This is a genomic window from Candidatus Contendobacter odensis Run_B_J11, from assembly GCF_000531125.1.
Classification (GTDB): domain Bacteria; phylum Pseudomonadota; class Gammaproteobacteria; order Competibacterales; family Competibacteraceae; genus Contendibacter; species Contendibacter odensensis.
In genome coordinates this window covers 1-22,181 of the sequence record NZ_CBTK010000224.1, presented here as the reverse complement: position 1 = coordinate 22,181, position 22,181 = coordinate 1, and the positions used below count along the sequence as shown (strand labels likewise).

General features: G+C 56.9%; 18 protein-coding genes. 13 read left to right on the top strand and 5 right to left on the bottom strand.

From position 1 onward, the window contains the following. Positions 1 to 85 precede the first annotated feature (85 nt). The 6 genes from BN874_RS13200 (at position 86) to BN874_RS13175 (ending at position 6,951) form a co-directional block, all read left to right on the top strand. Positions 86 to 418: a copper-binding protein gene (locus BN874_RS13200; RefSeq protein WP_195912190.1), complete on the top strand. Its 333-nt coding sequence runs from the start codon at positions 86 to 88 to the stop codon at positions 416 to 418. Positions 419 to 544: 126 nt separating this feature from the next. Then, entirely contained in the window at positions 545 to 1,264 is a 720-nt protein-coding gene (locus BN874_RS13195; protein ID WP_081756385.1) for a superoxide dismutase, read from the top strand. Positions 1,265 to 1,291: 27 nt separating this feature from the next. Continuing rightward, positions 1,292 to 2,830, top strand: coding sequence for an acyl-CoA synthetase (locus tag BN874_RS13190; RefSeq protein ID WP_034434189.1), 1,539 nt, complete (start codon positions 1,292 to 1,294; stop codon positions 2,828 to 2,830). Positions 2,831 to 2,939: 109 nt separating this feature from the next. Then, positions 2,940 to 4,148: an AAA family ATPase gene (locus tag BN874_RS13185; RefSeq protein WP_034434187.1), complete on the top strand. Its 1,209-nt coding sequence runs from the start codon at positions 2,940 to 2,942 to the stop codon at positions 4,146 to 4,148. Next, positions 4,145 to 5,020 (top strand): ParB/RepB/Spo0J family partition protein, encoded by an 876-nt coding sequence (locus tag BN874_RS13180; protein ID WP_034434184.1) that lies wholly within the window; start codon positions 4,145 to 4,147, stop codon positions 5,018 to 5,020. Before BN874_RS13185 ends, BN874_RS13180 begins: the two co-directional genes overlap by 4 nt. Continuing rightward, positions 5,017 to 6,951, top strand: a complete 1,935-nt coding sequence (locus BN874_RS13175; RefSeq protein ID WP_051497826.1) for a sodium:solute symporter family protein — start codon at positions 5,017 to 5,019, stop codon at positions 6,949 to 6,951. Before BN874_RS13180 ends, BN874_RS13175 begins: the two co-directional genes overlap by 4 nt. A 248-nt stretch (positions 6,952 to 7,199) precedes the next feature. Here BN874_RS13175 and BN874_RS13170 read toward each other — a convergent pair whose 3' ends face one another. Next, entirely contained in the window at positions 7,200 to 8,957 is a 1,758-nt protein-coding gene (locus BN874_RS13170) for an AAA family ATPase (protein ID WP_034434181.1), read from the bottom strand. A gap of 220 nt (positions 8,958 to 9,177) precedes the next feature. Between BN874_RS13170 and BN874_RS13165 the strand changes: the two genes are divergently transcribed. After that, positions 9,178 to 9,603: a hypothetical protein gene (locus BN874_RS13165; protein ID WP_154724926.1), complete on the top strand. Its 426-nt coding sequence runs from the start codon at positions 9,178 to 9,180 to the stop codon at positions 9,601 to 9,603. A 267-nt stretch (positions 9,604 to 9,870) separates the two neighbouring features. Beyond that, complete coding sequence (locus tag BN874_RS22665) at positions 9,871 to 12,336, top strand: PAS domain S-box protein (RefSeq protein WP_051497825.1); 2,466 nt, start codon at positions 9,871 to 9,873, stop codon at positions 12,334 to 12,336. A 15-nt stretch (positions 12,337 to 12,351) separates the two neighbouring features. Here BN874_RS22665 and BN874_RS13155 read toward each other — a convergent pair whose 3' ends face one another. From BN874_RS13155 to BN874_RS26065, 3 genes are all read right to left on the bottom strand, one after another. Continuing rightward, on the bottom strand, positions 12,352 to 14,178 hold the full coding sequence (locus BN874_RS13155) for an Lnb N-terminal periplasmic domain-containing protein (RefSeq protein WP_195912189.1): 1,827 nt from the start codon (positions 14,176 to 14,178) through the stop codon (positions 12,352 to 12,354). Between the two features lie 100 nt (positions 14,179 to 14,278). Beyond that, complete coding sequence (locus tag BN874_RS13150) at positions 14,279 to 14,677, bottom strand: DUF3015 family protein (protein ID WP_051497823.1); 399 nt, start codon at positions 14,675 to 14,677, stop codon at positions 14,279 to 14,281. An 18-nt stretch (positions 14,678 to 14,695) separates the two neighbouring features. Further along, entirely contained in the window at positions 14,696 to 14,827 is a 132-nt protein-coding gene (locus BN874_RS26065) for a hypothetical protein (RefSeq protein WP_268258837.1), read from the bottom strand. Positions 14,828 to 14,848: 21 nt separating this feature from the next. Between BN874_RS26065 and BN874_RS13145 the strand changes: the two genes are divergently transcribed. Together BN874_RS13145 and BN874_RS24605 are read left to right on the top strand one after the other, a co-directional pair. After that, a complete protein-coding gene (locus BN874_RS13145; RefSeq protein WP_034434172.1) occupies positions 14,849 to 15,997 on the top strand; it encodes a radical SAM/SPASM domain-containing protein in 1,149 nt (382 codons plus the stop codon). A 112-nt stretch (positions 15,998 to 16,109) separates the two neighbouring features. After that, positions 16,110 to 16,538 (top strand): hypothetical protein, encoded by a 429-nt coding sequence (locus BN874_RS24605; protein ID WP_230314434.1) that lies wholly within the window; start codon positions 16,110 to 16,112, stop codon positions 16,536 to 16,538. A gap of 45 nt (positions 16,539 to 16,583) precedes the next feature. Here the strand turns inward: BN874_RS24605 and BN874_RS13135 are convergent, their stop codons facing one another. Continuing rightward, positions 16,584 to 17,342 (bottom strand): DedA family protein, encoded by a 759-nt coding sequence (locus BN874_RS13135; protein ID WP_081756383.1) that lies wholly within the window; start codon positions 17,340 to 17,342, stop codon positions 16,584 to 16,586. A gap of 38 nt (positions 17,343 to 17,380) precedes the next feature. Here BN874_RS13135 and cls point away from each other — a divergent pair, with 38 nt between their 5' ends. The 3 genes from cls (at position 17,381) to BN874_RS13120 (ending at position 21,910) form a co-directional block, all read left to right on the top strand. After that, positions 17,381 to 18,817: a cardiolipin synthase gene (gene cls, locus BN874_RS13130; protein ID WP_230314433.1), complete on the top strand. Its 1,437-nt coding sequence runs from the start codon at positions 17,381 to 17,383 to the stop codon at positions 18,815 to 18,817. Between the two features lie 245 nt (positions 18,818 to 19,062). Further along, positions 19,063 to 19,356 (top strand): hypothetical protein, encoded by a 294-nt coding sequence (locus BN874_RS13125; protein ID WP_034434169.1) that lies wholly within the window; start codon positions 19,063 to 19,065, stop codon positions 19,354 to 19,356. Between the two features lie 1,102 nt (positions 19,357 to 20,458). Continuing rightward, on the top strand, positions 20,459 to 21,910 hold the full coding sequence (locus BN874_RS13120; protein ID WP_081756382.1) for a replication initiation protein: 1,452 nt from the start codon (positions 20,459 to 20,461) through the stop codon (positions 21,908 to 21,910). Positions 21,911 to 22,181 lie beyond the last annotated feature (271 nt).

The window sequence follows — 22,181 nt, the reverse complement described above, 5'->3', positions numbered from 1 at the left end:
CGTAACGTCATCCTCAACCTCGCCGACAAATTCCAGGATTTCCTCTGGGCTTTGAGATTTTTGTCCTGTACTTAGGATGAAACCATTGATTATCCCTACTCTGCTGGCCGCGCTGTTAGGCGTCATCGACATCGCGCCGGCAGCGGAATCCCATGATCACAGCGCCGCGCCCGTGTCTAAAAGCGAAGTACTCATCGCCGCTACCGGCACGGTTAAGAGGGTGGACGCGACAACCGGCAAGCTGCTGATCGACCATGACCCGATCCCGGCGCTGAGTTGGCCCAAAATGGTGATGGATTTTCGGTTGGCGGACAAAGCGATGGCGGGCAAAGTCAAGGTGGGCGACAAGGTGAAATTCGAGATGAAGGAAAGCGAAAAAGGCGTTTACCTCATCACCGCCATCCAACTGGCGCTCTGAAGCCGCTGTGTTTATCGGTGGTGAAGTAGCCCCATCGTGATGACGGGTCGGCTACACTTTTTTATCATCGGTTCAGCGCGCTGGACCTTTTTCAAACCCGGTATGCCTCAACGCGGAGTCTCACTAATGTCTACACCCTTGTCCGACTATTCCCTGGATCGCCGCCGGTTCCTGACTACTCTGCTGGCCGGTTCCGCCGTGCTGGCTTTGGGCGGCCTGACCGGAACCCGCACAGCCCGCGCCGCCGCCGGTCCGTTTACCCTGCCGCCGCTACCCTACCCCGACAATGCCCTGAGCCCGGCCATTTCGGCGCAGACCATTGGTTTCCACTATGGCAAGCATCATCAGGGCTATGTGAACAAACTCAACGAATTGGTCGCCGGCACGCCGCTGGCGGATCAATCCCTGGAAGCGGTGATTAAGGCGACCGCCGGCAAACCGGACCAAACCGTGATTTTTAATAACGCCGCGCAGATCTGGAATCACACCTTCTATTGGAACAGTCTGCGACCCAAAGGCGGCGGTAAACCGACTGGAGCGCTGGCCGCCGCGATTGATAAATCCTTCGGCGGTTTTGAGGCATTCAAGGCCGAATTCGCCAAAACCGCTGCCAGTCAATTCGGCAGCGGCTGGGCCTGGCTGGTGAAAGATGGCGACGGAATGGTGATCAGCAAAACCGGCAATGCCGATACGCCGATTGCTCACGGCCAGAAACCGCTGCTGACCATTGATGTCTGGGAACATGCCTATTATCTGGATTATCAAAACCGGCGCGCCGATTACATAGCCGCCGTACTCGACAACCTGATCAACTGGGATTTTGCCGCTCAGAATCTGGCGGCCTGATTCAGACGCCGCAGGGAGAAAAAACAGATGTACATCGGCGACTATCTGGGGCGGCGGGCGATTTATAGCCCGGAGGCGTTGGCAGTGGTAGATACCGGCAAGATGCCGGAACTACGACTTAATTACGCGCAACTCAACGAGCGCGCCCAGCGATTGGCGAATGGGTTGCACGATTGCGGCATCCAGAAAGGCGACCGGGTCGCTATCCTGGCCCAGGACGGAGTTGAACATCTGGATTTGCTATTCGCCTGCGGTAAATTAGGCGCAATTCATACCGCACTGAACTGGCGGCTGCATTGGCGAGAATTGCAGCAGATTCTCGCTACCGTCACTCCAACTGCGCTGATTTACGACGATGCCTTCAAAGACAGCGTTGCTTCATTAGCGCAAGCCGAAACATCGGTGCAGCATTGGATTCATGTAGACGGCATCGGTATTCCCGGCAGCCGGCATTTCGGCGATATTCTGGATAACGCGCCATTAATTCCCTGTACTTGCGAAACGCTGGATGGCGAAGCTATTGCGGCTATTGTCTTCACTGGCGGCACTACCGGTGTAGCCAAAGGCGCGCAAATTAGCCACCGTCAGATCGCCTGGAATTGCCTGAATACCGTCATTCACGACCTCGGTCGCGGCGATATTTATCTCAACGTGTTCCCGCTGTTTCACGTCGGCGGGCTGTTTGTTTACACCCTGCCGCAAATCATTCTCGGCGGAACTACGGTGCTGATGAAGCGCTTTGACCCGGAACAGGTGCTGCGCCTCATCGAGTGGGAACGGATCACGGTCTTTGCGGCAGTGCCGGCGATGTACCAGATGCTGACGCAAAATCCGGGGTGGGCTGCCGCCGATTTAAGTTCGCTGCGTTTCTGCACCAGTGGCGGCGCTCCATTACCGGTGCCTTTAGTCGAGCAGTATACCCACGAAAAAGGGATTCGCTTTAAGCAAGGCTTCGGCATGACTGAATTTGGACCGGGGTTATTTGCCTTGGCGCCAGAGGATGCAATTCGTAAAGCGGGCAGTATTGGGCGGCCTAATTTTTTCATTGATGCGCGGATCGTGGACCGTAATAATCAGCCACTGGGGCCGAATCAGGTCGGCGAACTGGTATTAAAAGGCCCCAGCATTGCGTCCGGTTATTTCAATAACGCCACAGCCTGGGCTGAAGTCATTGACGCCGACGGTTGGTTTCATACCGGCGATCTGGCGCGTTATGACGAGGACTGGTATTTCACTATTGTGGATCGGCTCAAGGACATGTTTATTTCCGGCGGCGAGAACGTTTATCCGGCGGAAATCGAGGCGGTGCTTTATCAGCATCCGGCAGTGTTTCAATGCGCGGTAATCGGCGTCCCTGATACTCAATGGGGCGAAGTCGGCAAGGCATTCATCGTGCTGAAGTCCGATCAGACTGTGATTGCCGAAGAATTGCTGGCGCATCTCGGCGACCGGCTGGCCCGCTATAAAATTCCCCGTTTTGTCGAATTCGTCGCTTCATTGCCGATTTCAGCGGCGGGAAAAGTGTTACGGCGGGAGCTGCGGGAACTTCAGCGCCAATCGGGCTGAACACTATACTCATCCCCGGTTGTGATTTTTCCCATCGTGCGCCAGAATTCCCATTGAATGCGATAAAAACGCTAACAGCCGATCTTTGTTTTGTTCTGGAGCCGAACCGATGCAAGCGATGCGATTCAATTTCCGAACCCTGTGCCGCAACGCCGCCGAACGCGGCGGCCAGATGCAGCAACGCCTGCTGGACGCGCTCGGGGCGCGACACGCGGTCAAAACCTTGCCGGAGTTCGGCATCGAGCGGGCGGCGCAACTCGCTGGTTGCACCGCCAATCATCTGCGCAATCTGGAAACCCGGGGCGATCTGCCGGGGCCGCGCCTGGTCGAGGCCGGTTCCACCCAGCGGCGGATCTATAACTACAACGAAGTCAACTACATCCGTGAAATCATTGGCAAACGGCCGGGGCGGCCCATCGGTGCTCATTGTGTGCGGGTGGTGTTCTCCAACCTCAAAGGTGGGGTGGCGAAAACCACCATGTCGCTGCACTTTGCCCAATATCTGGCGCGGGAAGGCTACCGGGTGCTGCTGGTGGACGCCGACCCGCAAGCCACCACCACCGGCGCTTTCGGCTTTATTCCCGATCTGGATTTGAATGACGGCGATGATCTGTTTCCGGCGCTGACCGCAGCGCCGGAGTTGCTCGCCCAGGCGATTCAGCGCACCCACTGGGATAATCTGGAGTTGATTCCGGCGCGACTGGCGCTGCAATACACCGACTGGGCGCTGTCGCAGCCGGAAGAGCGCCAGAACACGCCATTGGGACCGCCGCCGGTGCGGCTGCATCGGGCGCTGAAAACGGTGGAGGATCGCTACGACATCATCGTAGTGGACACGCCGCCGTCGCTGGGAATGCTGGCGCTGAACGCTATTGCCGCCGCCAACCTCATCGTCATGCCGATTGTTCCGCACATGTACGACATCTCTTCCAGCGTGCAGTATTTCCGCATTCTGGAGCAGTTGTGCGCCCTGTATGAGCAGGAGATCAATGTGCAGCGGCTCAATATTCTGTTGACCAAGGTGGACGCCGGCACCGAAACCTTGAACAACATCGCGGTCATTAACGGCGCTTACGGGGAATTGATCCTCAGCAACCGCATGGGTCTGACCAAGGAGTTGCAGAAGTCCGCCAGCGATCAGGTCAGCATCTACGAGATTGACCAGCCACGCGGCTCCCGCGACACCTACAACCGGGCGATCATGATGCTGGACGGAGTGAATGCCGAAATCCTGCTGGCGGTGCGTCAGCTTTGGCAACAGGAAATCCTCAGCGGGATTGAAGCGGCGGAGACCGACCGGACGAGGGCACTGGTATGAGTCGGCGCAAGTCGCTAAAGAGTTTGGGCGACTGGATCGGCGCGGGCGGCCACAGCTTCGACGGCAGCCTGATGACCGGCGGCGCGGGCGAAACCCGCCAGTTGGACCTTGATCAATTGGTGGCCGGGCGTTATCAGCCCCGGCAACGGATGGACGAAAGCTATCTGGCCGAACTGGCGCAAAGCATTCGTCAATTGGGCGTGATCGAGCCGCTGGTGGCGCGACTTTTAGCAGATGGCAGCTACGAAATTCTGGCCGGACACATGCGCTGGCGAGCGGCGCAACAGGCGGGGCTGAAGCAGGTGCCAGTGATGGTGCGCGAGGCCGATGATCAGACCGCTGCGGCTATCGCGCTGGTGGAAAATCTGCTGCGCCGGGATCTGAATGCCATCGAGGAAGCGCGGGCGCTGCGCCGCTTGCGCGAGGAATTTGGGCTGACCCAGGAGCAATTGGCGGAACTGCTCGGCGTGTCGCAACCGGCGATCAGCAAGGCGCTGGGATTGCTCGGGCTGAACCCGGCGACGCAGACGCTGATCGAAGACGGGCGGCTGGATGCCGGCCATGGCAAAGTCCTGCTCGGCTTAGCCGACGCGGTACAACTCCGGCTGGCGGAACAGGCTGCGAACGAGAGTTGGAGTGTGCGCGAGCTGGAACGGCGGCGGGCGGCGCTGGAAGCCCTGCCGCCATCCCGTCTGCCCAAGCCGCGTGATCCTGATTTAACCCGGTTGGAACAGCGACTCCAGGAACGCCTGACCGCGCCGGTGCGCTTGCGTTACGACGCCGTTCGGGGTCGTGGCCGCATCGAAATCGGCTTCGCCAGTCTGGACGAGTGTGACGGGATTCTGGAACGGCTGGGCTTGCCGGAGTCATGACCGAGATCGCGGGTATCACTCCAAAGATCGCCTGGATTTTCGGCGGGATGATGCTGTATTGGGCTTATTGCATCGTCTGGGGGGTGATGGGCGCACGAAGCGCACGGGTCGCTACCGACTATTTCCTCGCCGGTCGCCAGTTATCGCCGCTGCTATTCACGCTGGTAGCAACCGCTACCTGTTTTTCCGGCTGGACTTTTATTGGTCATCCCGGCCTGACTTATACCGACGGCTGGCAATACGCCTACGCCTCTTTTTACGCCTTGACCATTCCATTGACCGGCATCCTGTTTCTCAAACGGCAATGGCTGCTGGGCCAACGTTATGGCTTCGTTACTCCCGGCGCGATGCTGGCTTATTACTTCCGTTCTGATCTGCTGCGGATATTAGTAGTTGGCGTGGCGCTGTTCTTTTCGGTGCCGTATATCGGTTTGCAATTACGCGCTGCCGGCTTTTTGTTTAATGCCCTCACCGATGGATTATTGGGGGTGCAATTCGGGATGTGGGTACTGGCCAGCGTGGTGATCAGTTATGTGGCTTCCGGTGGATTGCGCACCGTGGCTTGGATAGACGCCTTGCAAGCGCCCTTGTTGGCTATCGGCATCGTGATCATCGGACTGCTGACTTTGCACTACGTCGGCGGCTGGGATCGGCTGATGGCTGGAGTGATCGCCTTGGCGCAAGACGATCCGGTGCGAACCCCGGAGGGTTATAGCCATTATCTGGCGATTCCGGGCGCAGTGCAGTGGGTGCGCGACGGTTCTCAAGCTGTCGGTGGGGCATGGACTGGAACCATGATCCTGACCTATCTGATTGCGCTGATGGGGATTCAAACTTCACCAGCCTTTTCGATGCTGGCGCTGGCGAGTCGCCGACCGGCGTTCGCCGCCCAGCAGGTGTGGGTCTCTGCATTAGTCATGGGACTCATTTTGATGGTGTTCACCGTTATTCAGGGCATCGGCGGTCACTTTCTCGGCGCTGACCAGAGTTTTCTGGCGGCGCATCCCGATTTAGTCCATCCCATGATTGAAGACGGTTTGCAAAACCGCGATTTATTGGTGCCGGAATTGATTCGCCTGGTGGGTGAAACGATGCCGTGGCTGATGGGGTTGCTGGCGATTGCGGCGCTGGCGGCGATGGAATCTACTGCCTCCTGTTATATGGCGACGGCTGGCGGACTCATCGCCTATGATGTGTTTCAGCGGTTTCTAATGCCCGGCGCGGATGATCACACCCTGAAATTTATTGGCCGAATGGGAGTGGTGCTAGTGACGATGCTGGCTTTGCTGGTAGCGAGTGCTTCTGGCGATGCGCTGGCGTTGTTAGGCGGGCTGGCGGTGTCCTACGGCTTGCAAATGGTCCCGGCGCTGGTGGCGGTGTGTTACTGGCCGTTCCTGACCCGGCAAGGGGTGATAACCGGGCTACTGATTGGACTGGTGGCGGTCACCGTGACCGATTTAGCCGGATTACGCGGATTCGGCATGGATGCCTGGGGCCGCTGGCCGCTGACTATTCATGCGGCGGTGTGGGGACTGCTGGCGAATTTCGGCATGGCCGTTCTGGTCTCCGCTGTTACCCGCGACGACGTTGAACGCAAGGTGGAATGCCACCGCTGGCTGGCGGAACAGACGCGGCTATCGCCGCATCAACGGCGTTGGGTGTGGCCTATCGCGGCACTGACAGTATTGTGGCTGCTGGTCGCCGTCGGTCCCGGTGCGGTGATCGGCACTACTCTGTTTGGCGATCCTGAGCAACCGGCCACCTGGCTATTCGGCGTCCCCTCCATCTGGGTTTGGCAACTGTGCGGCTGGGCAGTAGGCGTTGGAGTGCTCTTTCTGCTGGCCTACTTTTTGGAGATGGGCGTTGCCACGACCGCCGATGAGGAGGCGGCGGCAATCGCTGGAGCAGTGAATCGTGCCGCTCAGAAGTAGCCGATAGTTCAAATTGAAACGCGCTGAAAAAAATGCCGTTTCAAAATTGAAAAGTCTGTGGTACTTCGTTCCTTTTCCATTGCTGTCCTCAACACTCCACTTCATTGAAGCTCTGTACATGACAAAAAAGATAATAGCATTTCGTAATAGATATTGAGTTTTTGGTTGGTATAAACTGCTAAAAAACCCCGTGTCCCGTAATGGACACGGGGAGAGTTCGCCGCCGGACGCAACCCCCTGGAAAACGGCTATATCACCGCCCGCCAGACTACCCGATCGACACCCAGCGCGACTACCGCAAAAGCCCGCAATTCGCTCAAGCCATAGCGTTCCCGCAAGGTTGCGCCATAACGCCGGGCTTGCACATCGGCCTCGTCCAGTTTCGCCGCAACGACCGGCATAGTGAGTAATTCCGCCCGGCTTTTCTCGCGTACCTGCTCCCCGCTGAACTCCAGGTCTTTCAGACTCAGGTACTTAAACTCCAGCAATAAATCCAGCGCTTGAAACCGGCGCATATCAGACCGAACAATCAGGCTTAAATCGACATAACCGCGATTCAGTTCCAGTTCCGACACCATCATATACAGCCGGTCATTAAATAACAGAGTCAAAAAGGCGATTTTGATCATCAGTTCGTTAGTCCACCGATAATCCCGGTTAGCGAGAACCTTAAAATAGCGGCTTTCGATGAAATCGCATAAGGGCTGTAAATCATCGGTCAGATAGAAAGCTTCGGCATTCTGCTGGAGGGCTTCCCGATCCTCATACGTCGGCAGCCACATCTCCTGTAACCTTTCGACATATAACTGCTTCGCCACCAAATTAGGAATTTTTAGCTTCAATTTGCCTAAATCAGCTGATCCTGCCAGCGTCAACACCCCGAAATAATACAATAAGGAAGCCATGAAAGGCTGATCTTTGACTGCATTCAGCATATCCTGAATTCCAAAGCGGCGGGCTAATTGTGGAATAATAACCCCGGCGTCACTGCTTAATGCTTTGATGAGCAGGGTTTCACCGTGCGGCAGGTGGGAAATATACAGCAGTTTATTGCGATCCATCGCCAGGTTTTCGTCTAACATTTGGTGCGGATAACGACCATGATTTTGCAGATATTTTAGAAAATACAGGCTCAAGGTAGGGTTGTAGAGATGATCCGGTGTGTCTTCACTAAAACAATAGCCGTTGTAAAATGTCCGCATCGTGTCCAGCGCATTGGCGGTTGACCAGGCCACGCCTTCCACAGCCATTTGCTCTAATACCGTTGCAATTTCCGCCTCAGTAAATCCACACAGATCATTAAAAGCTGCTTCCAGATAGATATTCTCGCCGACGTTGTAACCACTGGTTATATCGCTCAAGACCACCGGCGAAACCCCGGTAATAAACACCCGATCCAGTCCTTGCCCGCCGGCTGCTGCTTTGACCGCCTTAAACACGGTTTTCAACAAGCCTTCACCGTACAACAGGGCTTCGTAATAGTCCTGTTTGCGCCCGGTCATCAGCACTTCATTGGCGAAGTTGTCGTACTCATCAATCAGCAGATATAATCGATGACCGGAAAACTGGATAGCCGTGAGTAAAGAGCCGAAGGAATCAATTGCGTCTTCTTCACAAATTTTTACGCTGAGTTGATAACGCTTGGCACAACGCCTCACCCCTAAGTTAATATGCCGGTGGATGGCGGCTTCAATCTCCTTGACATCACCTTGGGCTTTGATAAGCGAGAAATCCCATTTCATTACGAAATACTGGTTATGCAATGGCGTGGGATTTTGTCCAATGGTGAGTTGACCAAACAGCGCATTAAATTGATTGGCGCGGTTCACGTCGTAATAATGCTCCAGCATGGATAACAGCAGACTTTTGCCGAAGCGGCGCGGGCGAATAAAAATCAGTTGCCGTCCGGCTTCTTCGAGTTGGGGAATTCGGTCGGTGCGGTCCTGATAGAAATAGCCTTCCTGAATCAGGGTGACAAAATCGCTTAAGCCGTAGGGAAATTTCATGATGTGATGGACTCCCGGTCAGAATCTGTCGGCTGAGGGTGTCGGCGGGGGTGAGTTTGCAAACCCCAAGATCCGTGCTGGCCATCGCCGTGCGTCAGTCTTCCGCTAATCATTTAAGGCGACATCGTACAGCACAGACCACTATGACCTCCCACAAAACAAGCCTCTTGCCCCCGATGCCCTTTGGCGCGGTGGTAGCGTCCACTGGGGTCGCTGGCCGTTGACCATTCTTGCGGCAGTGTGGGGACTGCTGGTGAATTTCGGGATGGCCGTTCTGGTCTCCGCTGTTACCCGCGACGACGTTGAACGCAAGATGGAATGCCACCGCTGGCTGACGGAACAGACGCGGCTATCGCCGCATCAACGGTGTTGGGTGTGGCCTATCGCGGCACTGACAGTATTGTGGCTGCTGGTCGCCGTCGGTCCCGGTGCGGTGATCGGCACTACTCTGTTTGGCGATCCTGAGCAACCGGCCACCTGGCTATTCGGCGTCCCCTCCATCTGGGTTTGGCAACTGTGCGGCTGGGCAGTAGGCGTTGGAGTGCTTTTTCTGCTGGCCTACTTTTTAGAGATGGGCGTTGCCACGACCGCCGATGAGGAGGCGGCGGCAATCGCTGGAGCAGTGAATCGTGCCGCTCAGAAGTAGCCGGTATTTCAAATTGAAACGCGCTGAAAAAAATGCCGTTTCAAAATTGAAAAGTCTGCGGTACTCCGTTCCTTTTCCATTGCTGTCCTCAGCACTCCATTTCCTTTAATATTCAATAGGCTATCCATTAAATAGGGAGGGATTTTGCCCGATTCGTAAATTGGCTTGTCTTTTGCGTAGACATAGGCAGCTATCCAAGATGCTTGACCTTCAGTATCCCGCTCTTTTGCTGATGGAAGCCATGGAAGCTTGCCAAGGGAGTTTGCCGTGAAAGACCTGAACAACGAATACAGCGGTGAAGTGGAGGAACCGGAGCATCCGTTCTCGGTGTTGGTGGTGGACGATGAACCCTATATCCGGGCCGGCGTGAAACAACTCCTCGCCGCTCAAGGATATCAAGTCGCCATGGCCGGTAGCGGCGAGCAGGCCATGACGCAACTGAGCGAAAACCGCTATGACCTGTTGGTGCTGGATCTGGGGATGCCGGGGGTGGGGGGAGCCGCCGTCCTGGATTTTGTCGCCGAGCGCTGTCTGGATATGGCGGCGATCATCATCAGCGGCACTACTTCAGTGATGGAAGCCACTACTGCTTTGAGCAAGGGCGCAGCGGATTACTTGCGCAAGCCCTTTGGCCCCGAGGAATTGCTGGACTGCGTCGCTAAAGCCCGCCGCACCTTGCGGCAAACGCGAGTCGGCCGGCGGCTCCAGAAATTCTACGACCTGCCCTTCGTCGGCATGGCGCTCTCCTCGCCTGAGAGCAAACGCTGGATGAAATGCAACGACCGGCTGTGTGAAATTCTCGGCTACCCACGCGAAGAACTGGTCAATATGACTTGGGTGGAGATGACCCATCCCGACGACTTGGCCACCAACATCGCCGAATTCGAGCGCGTCCTGCGCGGGGACTCCGAGGGCTACACGATAGATAAGCGCTTCATCCGCAAAGATGGCGTAGTTGTGTTCACCACCCTCAACGCTAAATGCGTGCGCCATCGCGACGGCACGGTGGATTTTTTTATTACCACCGTGGACGACATCACCGAGCGCAAACGGGTAGAAGAAGCATTGCAGGAGAGTGAAGCTTTGAATGCCACCGTATTCAACTCGCTGACGGAACATGTTGCCGTGCTGGATGAGCAGGGCGTGATCGTTAAAGTCAATGCGGCCTGGGAGCGCTTTGCCGAGGAAAACGGCGCCCCGGCGTTAGCCCGGCATTCCGTAGGTTTGAATTACCGCAGCATCTGTCTATCTGCCGTTGGAGCCTTTGGCGGAGCAGCGGCGGCGTCCGCCTGGGCCGGCATCGAGGCGGTGTTAAGAGGAACGCGAGACCATTTCACCCTGGAATATCCCTGCGATGCTCCACAAGTGTCGCGGTGGTTCCGAATGAGCGTCTATCCGATGGCCGCGCCGCGTCGAGGGGTAGTGATCGCCCATGAAGACATCACCGAGCGTAAGCAAAACGATGAATGGCTGCGGCTCTGTGAGGCTCGCTACGGTGCCATCATCGAAGGGCAAACCGATCTGATTTGCCGATTCTTACCCAACGGGATCCTCACCTTCGTCAACGACGCTTACTGCCACTATTTCGGTCGCTCCCGTGAGGAGCTTTTGGGCGCTAATTTGATGTCCCTGATTCCGCAGGAAGACCAGGCGGGCGCCGCCGCAAAATTGGCCGAGTTAAACGCCGACCATCCCAGCGACATCAACGAACACTGGGTCCTTCGGGCGGATGGTGCGGTGCGCTGGGTACAGTGGCGCAATCGGGCCATCCTCGACGAGGGTCAGGATCTGATCGAACTGCAATCGGTGGGTCACGATCTAACCGATCAGCGCCAGATCGAAGAGAGGCTCCGCGAGAGCGAAGAACAGTTCCGGCTCACCTTCGACCAATCGCCGATTGGCGCAGCCATTGTCTCTTTGGATTACCGGTTTTTGCGGGTGAACGACACGCTATGCCAGATCATTGGCTACTCGGCGGACGAATTGGTGGGGATGAGCTTTCTGCAAATCACCCACCCGGACGACCTGGATGCGGATTTAGCGCAAGCGCGCCAGCTTATCGCCGGCGCGATCGACCGCTACGAAATGGACAAGCGCTATATCCACAAGGACGGCAGTACGGTCTGGGTTCGCTTGGCAGTTCGGTTGTTGCGGGATGCAGCGGGTCAGGCGCTCTATGGCTTGCCGACGATGCAGGACATCACCGAGCGCAAACGCATGGAGGCAGAATTGCGGGAGATGTCCACCACTGATTTTCTGACGGGGCTATCCAACCGGCGTTATTTTATGGCCCGGATGGCCGAAGAACTGGCCCGGCTGCAACGGCACGACACCCAACGTGCAGCGGTGTTGATGTTTGACCTGGATCACTTCAAACGGATCAATGATACCTACGGTCACGCCACTGGGGATGTGACGCTCCAGCACTTCGCAAATCTGGCTCGCGGTGATCTGCGCAAGATCGATACGATGGGCCGCATCGGCGGAGAGGAGTTTGCCATTATTCTGCCCGGTGCTGATCTTGTGGCGGCCCTGGTCTTCGCCGAACGCCTGCGCCGGAAGGTGGCGGAGACTCCGGCGCTGATGGGCGATCAGCCTATTCCGGTGACGGTCAGCATCGGCATCGCCACCATGGATGCGACCGATACCCGTGTCGATGCCGCGCTCATTCGCGCTGATGAAGCACTCTATCGCGCTAAGCAAGGCGGGCGCAATCAAGTCGTTGCTTGGTAAAGCAATTGATGCGGCTTAGAAGTAAATACGCAGACCCATTCCAAACTCATGCGTGCCTTCGAGCGCGCGCCAATCGGCCCGCAGCGCCCAATCCCGCCCCAACGCCAGATTCTGCCCGATGGACCACCGGATCGCGGTGCCGGTTTCGCCCCAGCGATAATCCAGCCACGAGACGCTGGCCAGCACTTTCCAACCGGCCAGCGGTTGCAGCAGCGTCCCAGCCGTCATCCCCAGCCCGGCCCGGTAATTGCCAGCGAAATCACCGCCGTAATCGAACGCCAGCCCCGGCAGTGCAAACCACAGCGTTCGCCACCGCCAGCCGGTTTCAGCCGCCAGCCCCAACCCTCCGCTCAGATTGAAGGCGGTGCAATCAGGGCAATTCGGGCGCGGATACGGCTCCCAGCCGACGTGAATACGCCAGGCCGGGCGGGGCGACAGGGCATTGACCGGCGGTAGCGAGGTGATATCGAGTACGGTCAGCCGGTCAAGCTTTAAGCGGTTACGGTCCTGGTAGTAGCGGATCGCAATGTTCAGCAATTCGATCTGGGCATCCGGCGTATAACCGGCGTCGGGTTCCAGCAGATCGTGATAACTGGCCCGCGCATTCAACTCCACAAATCCGGTCCCGTTCCGCTGACCGAAGCCAAACCCAATCCGCCGCGAGGTGTGACCGGTTTCCGGCTGAGTGGCGTAGGGATCGATGACCACCGGCGCTGCGGCCACCGCCAGCCGGTTGCGAGCGGTTAACAACTGATGCGCGATCTCATCCGCTACCGGCACGGTTGCGTTCTTCCCCTTGAGCTTGCCGCCTCGGCGGTGCAAGCGCTGATCCAGCACCAGTTCCAGCAACAGCGCTTGTCGCTCCGGGGCAAGTTGAGCGAATGCCGGCGTAGCGGTAATGGCCGGATCGTCGGTTAATCGTTGCGCCAGTCGCCGCTCATCGGGATGCAGCGCCTGATAACGACGGCGGATGACGGTGCCACGCGCCGGACGGGCGGTGATCGCTCCCACCAGCCCGGGCTGCTGCACCAGTAGCCGGATCGTATCGGGCGGCAAGGCCCAGAGGGTAAACTCATCGCTCAATCGCAAGGTCGGATCGGCGACTTCGAGCAACGTCAACAACTGCCAGGCGCAATTCTCCCGGAAGAAGTAGTAATCGAACTGAATCTCACGCAATTCCCAGACATGTTCCAGCAAGCGTTGCAATTGCGGCGGACTTAGATTCAGCCGGTACTCCCAGAGATCGCGGCTTTCCAGATCGCTGTAAGTCCGCACCAGTTTGTAATAAGGCTGTAGATCAAAAGTACCCTTGAACCCGCCGGTAATGCCGTCTACCGCGTACATCAGCCCATGGCTGGCGGTATCGTTGGCGGCGTAGTTAATCGCATAAGCCAGCAGTCGGGTGTGTTCGGTCTGACCGCGCCGGTCCAGTCGCAACAGGGTATGACCGAACAGCGAAGCGGGGTTGTTGAGATAGGCCGAGGTAAACACCAGCGTCGCTGATTCGGCGTTCAACTCGTGGAACCAATGTTGGAACCGCTCGCAGGATTGCGGCGGCAAGCGGCGGTCGTCGAACTCGAGTTCGCGCTTCAACCAGCGGTAGCGGGCGATAAAGGCGCATTGCGCCGGCTGCGGATCGCCGCCCACGGCATCGGTGCTGAAGAAGGCGCGCAAGGTCGCGGCCAGTTCCGCATCGGGATCAGTTTTGCCAGTGGGAGCGAGAAAGAAGCGGGGATCATCGGCATCGCTGACTACGCCCGCGCCATCGGCGGTGGGGCGATAATGCAGCAGGGTTTGCCACTCGCGCCGCGCCGCCAGATCGGCGGCCTCGGCGCGGTGCAACAATTCGGCAAGGTGGGTGGAATCCGCACCGGCATCGGCAGCCCAGAATGAAATGCCAAGCAGCAGACCGGCCAGCAGCGGGATCGGGATAATCAGCGGCTTAGTTCAATGCCAGCCGTTGCCCGAAACGCGGATCGGTGCGCAGTTCGCGGTTCAGTGTCGCCAGCATAGCGGCGGCGGTGGTCTGGTCATTGGGGAACAGCACGGCAAACCGGTCTTGCGTGAAGGCGAAAAATTCGGGCTGGCGGTTGGGATCAACGCCGAGCAGCGTTGCCAGCGAAGCCAGATATTCGCCCTGGCCCGCCGCCATATCCTGCTTTAGCCGCTCCAGATTGACCTTGGCGAATTCGGCAATCTGCTGCTGGCGGTCCATAAACGCGGCGCTGCTGGAACCCCCACTGCTGGCGCTGGAGCCGGAACTGGGATCCGTAACGACGGTACAGGCGCCGACGCTCAAACCGATCGCGGCGATTAAGGCTACATTCAGCAGAGTTTTCATAATTCAAGAGTCCAGAACTCAGGTTGATTGGTGTTTCGGAAGATAAAGATGCCTTTCCGGCCTGTCAATTTCGTCGCGCTCGCCGGTAACCGGTGATGAGTCTGCTTTAATAATAGATAAATCCGTCGCCGTTGTAGCAATGTCCGCCATGTTCCGAGGAGTCCTTCGTATATGAAAAGTCATTTTTCACTCATTCTGCTCTCCACCCTGCAATGCAATGCGGACTGCGAATACTGCTTTGAGAACAAGGCTGACGACCGGCTTACCCTCGACCGCCTGGGCGAAATGATCCGCAAGGTGCTGGATTACATGGTCGAGAAATCGTTACGGTCGCTGACCATCTATTGGCAGGGCGGCGAGGCGATGCTGCTGCCACCAAGCTGGTATGAGCAGGCTCATGAGTTGATCCAGCGCGAGGCCGATGCGCGTGATAAACAGGTGTTCCACAGTCTGCAAAGCAACATGCTGGCCTACAGTGCGCGCTGGAATCCGGTGATTGCCAGCATGTTCGGCAACAGCGTCGGCACTTCGCTGGACTACCCCAACCTGCATCGCAAGTTGCTGGGGCAAGGGCCGGAAAGCTATAACGAAATCTGGGGACGGCGGGTGCAGGAAGCGCGGGCGGCGGGTATCGCGGTGCAGGTCATCGCCGTACCCAATCAGGCAACGCTGGACATCGGCGCCGAGCGGTTTTACCGCCACTTCGTTGATGAACTCGGCATCACCGAGTTTCAGGTCAACACCCCATTTCCGGGCGGCGATACCAATACCGTCAAGAAGGAACTACCGGTAGCCGAGGTGGAAAAACTCAGCCACTTTTATCTGGAACTGGCCGAGGTCTGGCTGGATCGTGGTCATCGGCACGGGATCAGCGTTGGCCCGTTTGATACTTTGCTCCAGCATTTCAGCCATGAACCGGCGACTCTGCCCTGCATCTGGGGCGACAACTGCGCCAATGCGCTGGTCTCGATTGATGCGCGGGGTTATGTGGCGCAATGCGATTGTTGGGTCACCAGTTACCCGGATTATCATTACGGCAACATTTTTGAGTCGGAAAATTTCGGTGAATTGTTGCGCACCAGCCCCGCCCGCCAGAAGTTCAATGAGCGGCCGATTCAGCTCATCCAGCGCGATTGCCTGAGTTGCGATTACCTCTCGCTCTGCCACGGCGGTTGCCCGGTGCGAACCTATACCGTCCACGGCAGCCTGTTTGAGAAAGATCCCTACTGCGAGTTGTACAAGGTTCTGTTCGGGCGGATGGAACGGGCCGCACAGGAACTGGCGCGGGAAGCGGTGGCGGCGCGCAGCCTCGCAGCCTGATATTTTCAGGGGATATTCAGCTAAGATAGCCCAGTCTTAGTGTGTTTTTTCAGAGGGTCTCCGGCCAGCATTGACCGGGGTTTTCACTACTAACTGTTAAGGATGGATTTTCATGACTGACCATGATGATGAGCAACAGCCCGACCTAATCCCTAACCTGAATGACGAGCCCGCCGAGCAGGAGCGCCGCGAATTTCTGCGCAGCTTGGGCAAGTGGTCGCAGGCGGTGATTGGCGGAGTATTGGTAGGTGGCGCGCTGACCACTCCCGATTCTGCCCAGGCATGGTACAACCGTGGCGGAAGCTGGGTTAACCGGGGCGGCGGCGGAAGCTGGGTGAACCGGCATGGCGGCGGTGGTTGGGCGAACCGGGGCGGTAGTTGGGCGAACCGGGGCGGTGGTTGGGCGAACCGGGGCGGTGGTTGGTACAACCGGCACGGTGGTTGGAATAATCGCGGGGGTGGTTGGTATAACCGGCACGGCGGATGGAGCAATCGGGGCGGCGGCTGGAATAATCGCGGGGGCGGCTGGATAAACCGGTAGCCTTGTGTAGCACCAGGCCGCGTGGTGTACCGTTTGCTGCGCGGCTTAAAGACCAACCCGGTTTTGGCGTTGCCAGCGGTGCCAACCGTAGACAAACAATAGGGCCATTCCCAGCAGCGTAGCTGCCACCACCCACGGGTTGAGTTGCCGGAGGGTGGCAATTATCGTATGCAGATGCTCGTCGAAATAGTAGATGCCCAGCCCCCAGCAACCGACCCAAAGCGCTGCGCCCAAGACGTTATAGGCGGTGAAGGTCCACCAAGGCATTTCCAGCATGCCTGCGGCGATGCCGTTCAGTTGGCGTAGCCCATCAAAGAACCGGCCGATCACGATCAGCCCCCCGCCATAACGATTGAATCCCTGTTCAACTCGCTGCAAGCGGCGCTCGTCCACCCGGAACCGGCGCAGCAACGCCCGCCCGCCCCGGCGCCCGATGAGATAGCCCAGACTGCTGCCCAATATCGCCGCCAGGAAGGCGGTCAGCAGCAGCAGGCTGATGTGCATATTGGCCTGAGTGGCGGCGGTCGCGGCGCCGGCGATCAGCAAAGTCTGGCCGGGCGCCGGGATGCCGAAGCCTTCTACGCCTACCGCCGCGAACACCGCACCGTAACCATAGCGCTCCAACCACGGTTCGACAGCTACGATTTCATGCCGGATTTCACCCAGCAGGCGGTTCGATAATGATTTAACCGGTATCGCGTTGGGCGCTGGGTTTTCCGCCGGGACCGTTTGCGCAATCGCCCAGCCAGCCACTACCATCCACCCCAATAACAAACTTGCCAGCCATTGCTTAAGGTTTTGCATAATCCGAAGCCTCACCTACCCACTAGGATGCTACCTTGATGCTGATGCCTGATTTCATTGTGCTGATCACGATTGTAGTAGCACTGATTCACACCTTGGGGGTGTTATCCGCAATCCATGCGGTGGCCAGCGTCAGAACCTCGCAGGGTGCCATCGCCTGGGCGGTTTCACTGCTGACATTTCCCTATTTGGCCCTGCCGCTGTACTGGATTTTAGGCCGCAACCGCTTCCACGGTTATATCGAGGTCTTGCGGAATGGCGCGCTGGATCAGTCTAATCGCAGTGACATCGCGATGATCCTGGAGCGCCTGCGCGACCACCCTGCCGATTTACCGGCCGAGCGGGCTGAAGACCTTCAGGTTCTCGCCCAATTGAGCCGCACTCCCTATACCGAGGGTAACGCACTAGAACTGTTGGTGGATGGCGATGCCGCGTTCAGAGCGATCTTTGCCGCCATCGAGAGCGCCGAGCGTTACCTTCTGATCCAGTTCTTCATCATCAAGGACGACGACTTGGGCCGTGATCTGCACACCCGCTTGCTGCGCAAGGTCGCCGCTGGCGTATCGATTCGGGTGCTGTACGATGAGATCGGCAGTCATGCCCTGCCAAAGTGCTATATGGAAACCTTGCGGGCGGCGGGTATCGCCGTATCGGCGTTCCGTACCACACGCGGTCGGCGCAACCGCTTACAGCTCAATTTTCGCAACCATCGCAAGATTGTGGTGGTGGATGGTCGGGTGGCTTTCGTTGGCGGTCTGAATGTGGGTGAAGAATACCTGGGGCGCGGCCCGCTCGGCCACTGGCGCGACACTCATTTGCGGGTCGAGGGGCCTGCAGTGCAGGCGCTCCAGCGGGTGTTCACCGCAGACTGGTACTGGGCCACCCGGCAGATACCCGACTTGGAATGGCAGTCAAGAGTGGCCGGTAGCCAAACGGTGCTGATCTTTGCCACCGGCCCAGCCGACGCGCTGGAAACCTGCTCGATGTTCTTCCATCAGGCCATTGTCAGCGCCCGGCGGCGATTGTGGATTGCCAGCCCCTACTTTGTGCCTGACCCGCCCGTGTTCGAGGCGTTACAACTGGCTGCTCTGCGCGGGGTAGATGTTCGTATCCTGCTCCCCGCCAAACCAGATCATCAATTGGTCTATCTCGCCTCATTCTCATTCCTGGACGCTGCGGATCGGACCGGCATCCAGATTTATCGCTACCAGAAGGGCTTTCTGCACCAAAAGGTGGTGCTGGTGGATGACGAGGTGGCTGCAGTCGGCACCGCTAATCTGGATAATCGCTCGTTGCGGCTCAACTTTGAGGTCATGGCGGTGGTAGTAGACCGAGGTTTTGCCAGTCAGGTTGCCGCGATGCTGGCGCATGATTTTCAGCAGAGCCGACGCACCTCCGCTGCTGATCTGCGAAGCCGGGGCTGGATTTTCCGGTGGGCAGTACGTGCGGCTCGGCTATTCGATCCGATTTTGTAATCATCTTGTTCTGATTAAAAACTCTGCGCGATTACAATAGAAAAATGATTTTTGTGTGCGCTATTTACGGTATTGGCATTATTAAATACCTATGATTTATTACCTGTTTAATTTCAAATATTTGAGAAATAATAATCAAAAGAATATAATACTGTTTAGACAGCAATTAGTGGTGTTTGACAGGACAATTTAAGCTAATTGAGTACGACAAGATCCGAGCGATAGTAATAATGGGGCGACTGTATATGAAATATCAATCAGCATGGTTATTAGCGATACTGGCGAGCGGCGCTTGCACGCCGAATTATGCGACTGACCGGCAGTTTCTGGAATGGCTATCCTGGGCGGAGAATCGCTGCGAATCGCGTTATGGGGCGCTTCCCGATGGTGTGGAGCAGCGTACCCGGTTCGAGAGCCTGAGTTATCAGACCTACTACGGCAATGTACCCCGTGAGGTTTATGCTGACCGTTCGAAGATTCTCTATCCCGATAACGGTCTGACGGTGGATTGCCTGGCTACATCGTTCCCGAAGCGGTGAGCGTTACCCAGACTTCCTGAAACAACCGGCGCAAGTATCGGCCGATCCATGCAGTGACAGTGCCCTTAAAACCGCTCCAGAAGGCGTGTGTGCCACTTTTTTAGATTTTCCATACCCTGACTAGCCAATCTTTATCAGGAAGGCGCAGAACGCCAGCCAGCGGGCTTAATGTACGAAAAGCCCTGAGCCGAGTTGTTCCAGCGCTTCCTGTCGAGGCTGCCCGGCGCGGGATGATTTTCGCTATGAACTTCCAGTCACGCCGTTGGTAAATGGGGATGGTGCAGACCAATACCCCCGCTTGGGCGGGAACGACATCGTGATTGCAGGTCATGGGTCATGATTTTTAGCTTGACTTGGCCGGGGTGCTTTGGCTCTTGAACGCTTCCAGCTTGCCCCATCTTCATCGCAGGTTCCTTGGCGCTGTTGTTCTTGGTTGCGGCCGGTTCCGGTTCCACTGCTTCTGCCGAACCATCTTTTGGGGTTTAGCAGGTTTCCGGTTGTAGCTGGTGCGAATTCCGGCATGTGGATTGAACCATGTTTTGGGGACAGTTGGTTGCAGCATCAGGGTCAGCTTGTTGCTTGGCGGTTTTTCGCGAGAAACGATTTTTTCCTGTTTACTAATACCTCTTCTGTCGTTTAGAACACGTTTTTAACGATCTTTTGAATTTGTTTAAAAGAAACGATCTTTTGTTTAAAACGTTTAGGGTGCGAAAAGTCTTTAAAAATCAAATTGTTATAACACCTAATGTCCCCGTTTATGGGACGTAATGTCCCCGTTTATGGGATAGTTGCAAAATGAAATGTCCCCGTTTATGGGATGAAATTTGGTAATGTCCCCGTTTATGGGATGCGGTTTTTGAAATGTCCCCGTTTATGGGATGAAATTTTCGTAATGTCCCCGTTTATGGGATGAAATTTTCATCACCCGCGAAAACCGACGAGAAAGACTGCTGAAACAGCATGTTGTAGCGATAACCCCAAAATTGTCGCCTTATCGCCTGCTTTTTAGTCGTTAGGCGGGAGAACGGCGGGTTGCACCGTCGGTTGTCGGTGGTGCCGAGGGTTGATCAGCCGGTAAATGTCCCCGTTTATGGGATAAAAAATGTCCCCAATCACTGCGCTTGAACATAGGGACATTGCTGCTAAACTGTTTTGTATGGGGCGCAGAGAGAAACACCACAGCGCGGATGCAGCCCGAAAAATGGTTGTGGCGGACTTGGCCGACCAGAACCTCAAGAAGCACATCGCTGCCATCCATATCAACAACCGGCTTACGCTAACCCAGCGTAAAGCCTCGAATGTATTGCTGCACAATGCCTATGAAGATCTGCTGACAGCACGAGTGCATCGTATTCGGGTCAAGGATCTCGCCGAGGCCATAGGTTTCAACACGCATAATCTCGACCCGCTCAAGGAAGCGCTGAAAACGCTGGCGCGAACGGTACTCGAATGGAACATTCTCGATGAGGACGGCGCCCAGGAAGAATGGGGTGCCACCACGCTGCTGGCGCAGGCGGTCATCAAGAATGGCTACTGCGTTTACGCCTACAGTCCCGAACTGTGCGAAAAGCTTTACCGTCCCGAGATTTACGCGCTGCTTAACCTCAGCATCCAGCGCAAGTTCAGCAGTGGTTATGCGCTGGCCCTGTACGAAAACTGTTTGCGCTATCGCCGGGTCGGCACCACCGGCTGGATCGGCCTGGACAATCTCAAGCGCCTGCTGGGGATCAGCGAGACCGATGGCTACTACCAGGATTTCCGCAAGTTCAACGATAAAATCATCAAACCAGCGGTGCGGCAGGTCAATGAAACTTCGGACCTGATCCTGGATGTGGATTACCAGCGCGATCATCGCAAGATCGCCGCAGTTCGCTTCCGGGTGGGGGATAATCCGCAGATGTTGCTGTTTGCGCAGCGGCAGGCCGCGATGGCCATGGTTGGAGAAACGCCACCGGCCAGCGATAACACCGAGGAGCGCCATGGGCGCTTGTGCGAGAAACTGGCCGCCTTTGGCCTGAGCGTCCGCCAAATCCGCAGAGTGCTTGTCATGCATGATCCCGATTATCTGGAGGACAACATCGCGGTGGTCGAGCGCGACTTGGTGGCGGGTAAGGTGCAGAACCTGCCGGCTTATCTGCTGGTCGCGCTGCGCAAAGACTACCGACCGGCGGCGGTGCGGATCAGGACAGCATCCGCCGATTCCGCCGGATCGCCAGAACTGATCGAAAGCCATGAATCACCGGGAATCTCATTGGATCGCCTGCGTACCCAATTGCTAACGATGCGCTTGCAGGCGGCGTTGGATCGGCTGGATCCGGCGGAACGAACAGCGCTGGAACGCGACTACATCGTCCGGTTGGAACAGGGCAATGGTTTCGAGGCGCGTCTCATTCTCGGTCTGTACCGGAAGAGTGGCCTGAACAGCAAGATTGTGGAAAGCCACTTCCGGGTTTTTGCCCGTGAACGACTGGTCGGGATTTTGGACGACGCAGAGATCGCCGCCTATGCTGCCCTTCACGGGCATAGCGGGCATGAACAGTCCGCAGCGAAATAAAGAGATTTAGCTAATGAATCGGGTGAGCAGAGATCGCCGCGTCGGTTATTCCGGGCAGCAACCCGCGACAGGATTCATGCGATGGGTCCGAGTCGGGATACTACTGGCCTTGATCGGGTGGGGCTGGATGGCAATTCGGGCCGACGCTGAAGAAGCTCCATCGGTTTTGGCCCAGCCTGGTTCGGATGGGATCGGGCATTACCGTCTGGTGCTTACCACCTATCAGTTTCTCACGCCCCCATGAAACGCTGGCAGGGGGATGTCATTTTGC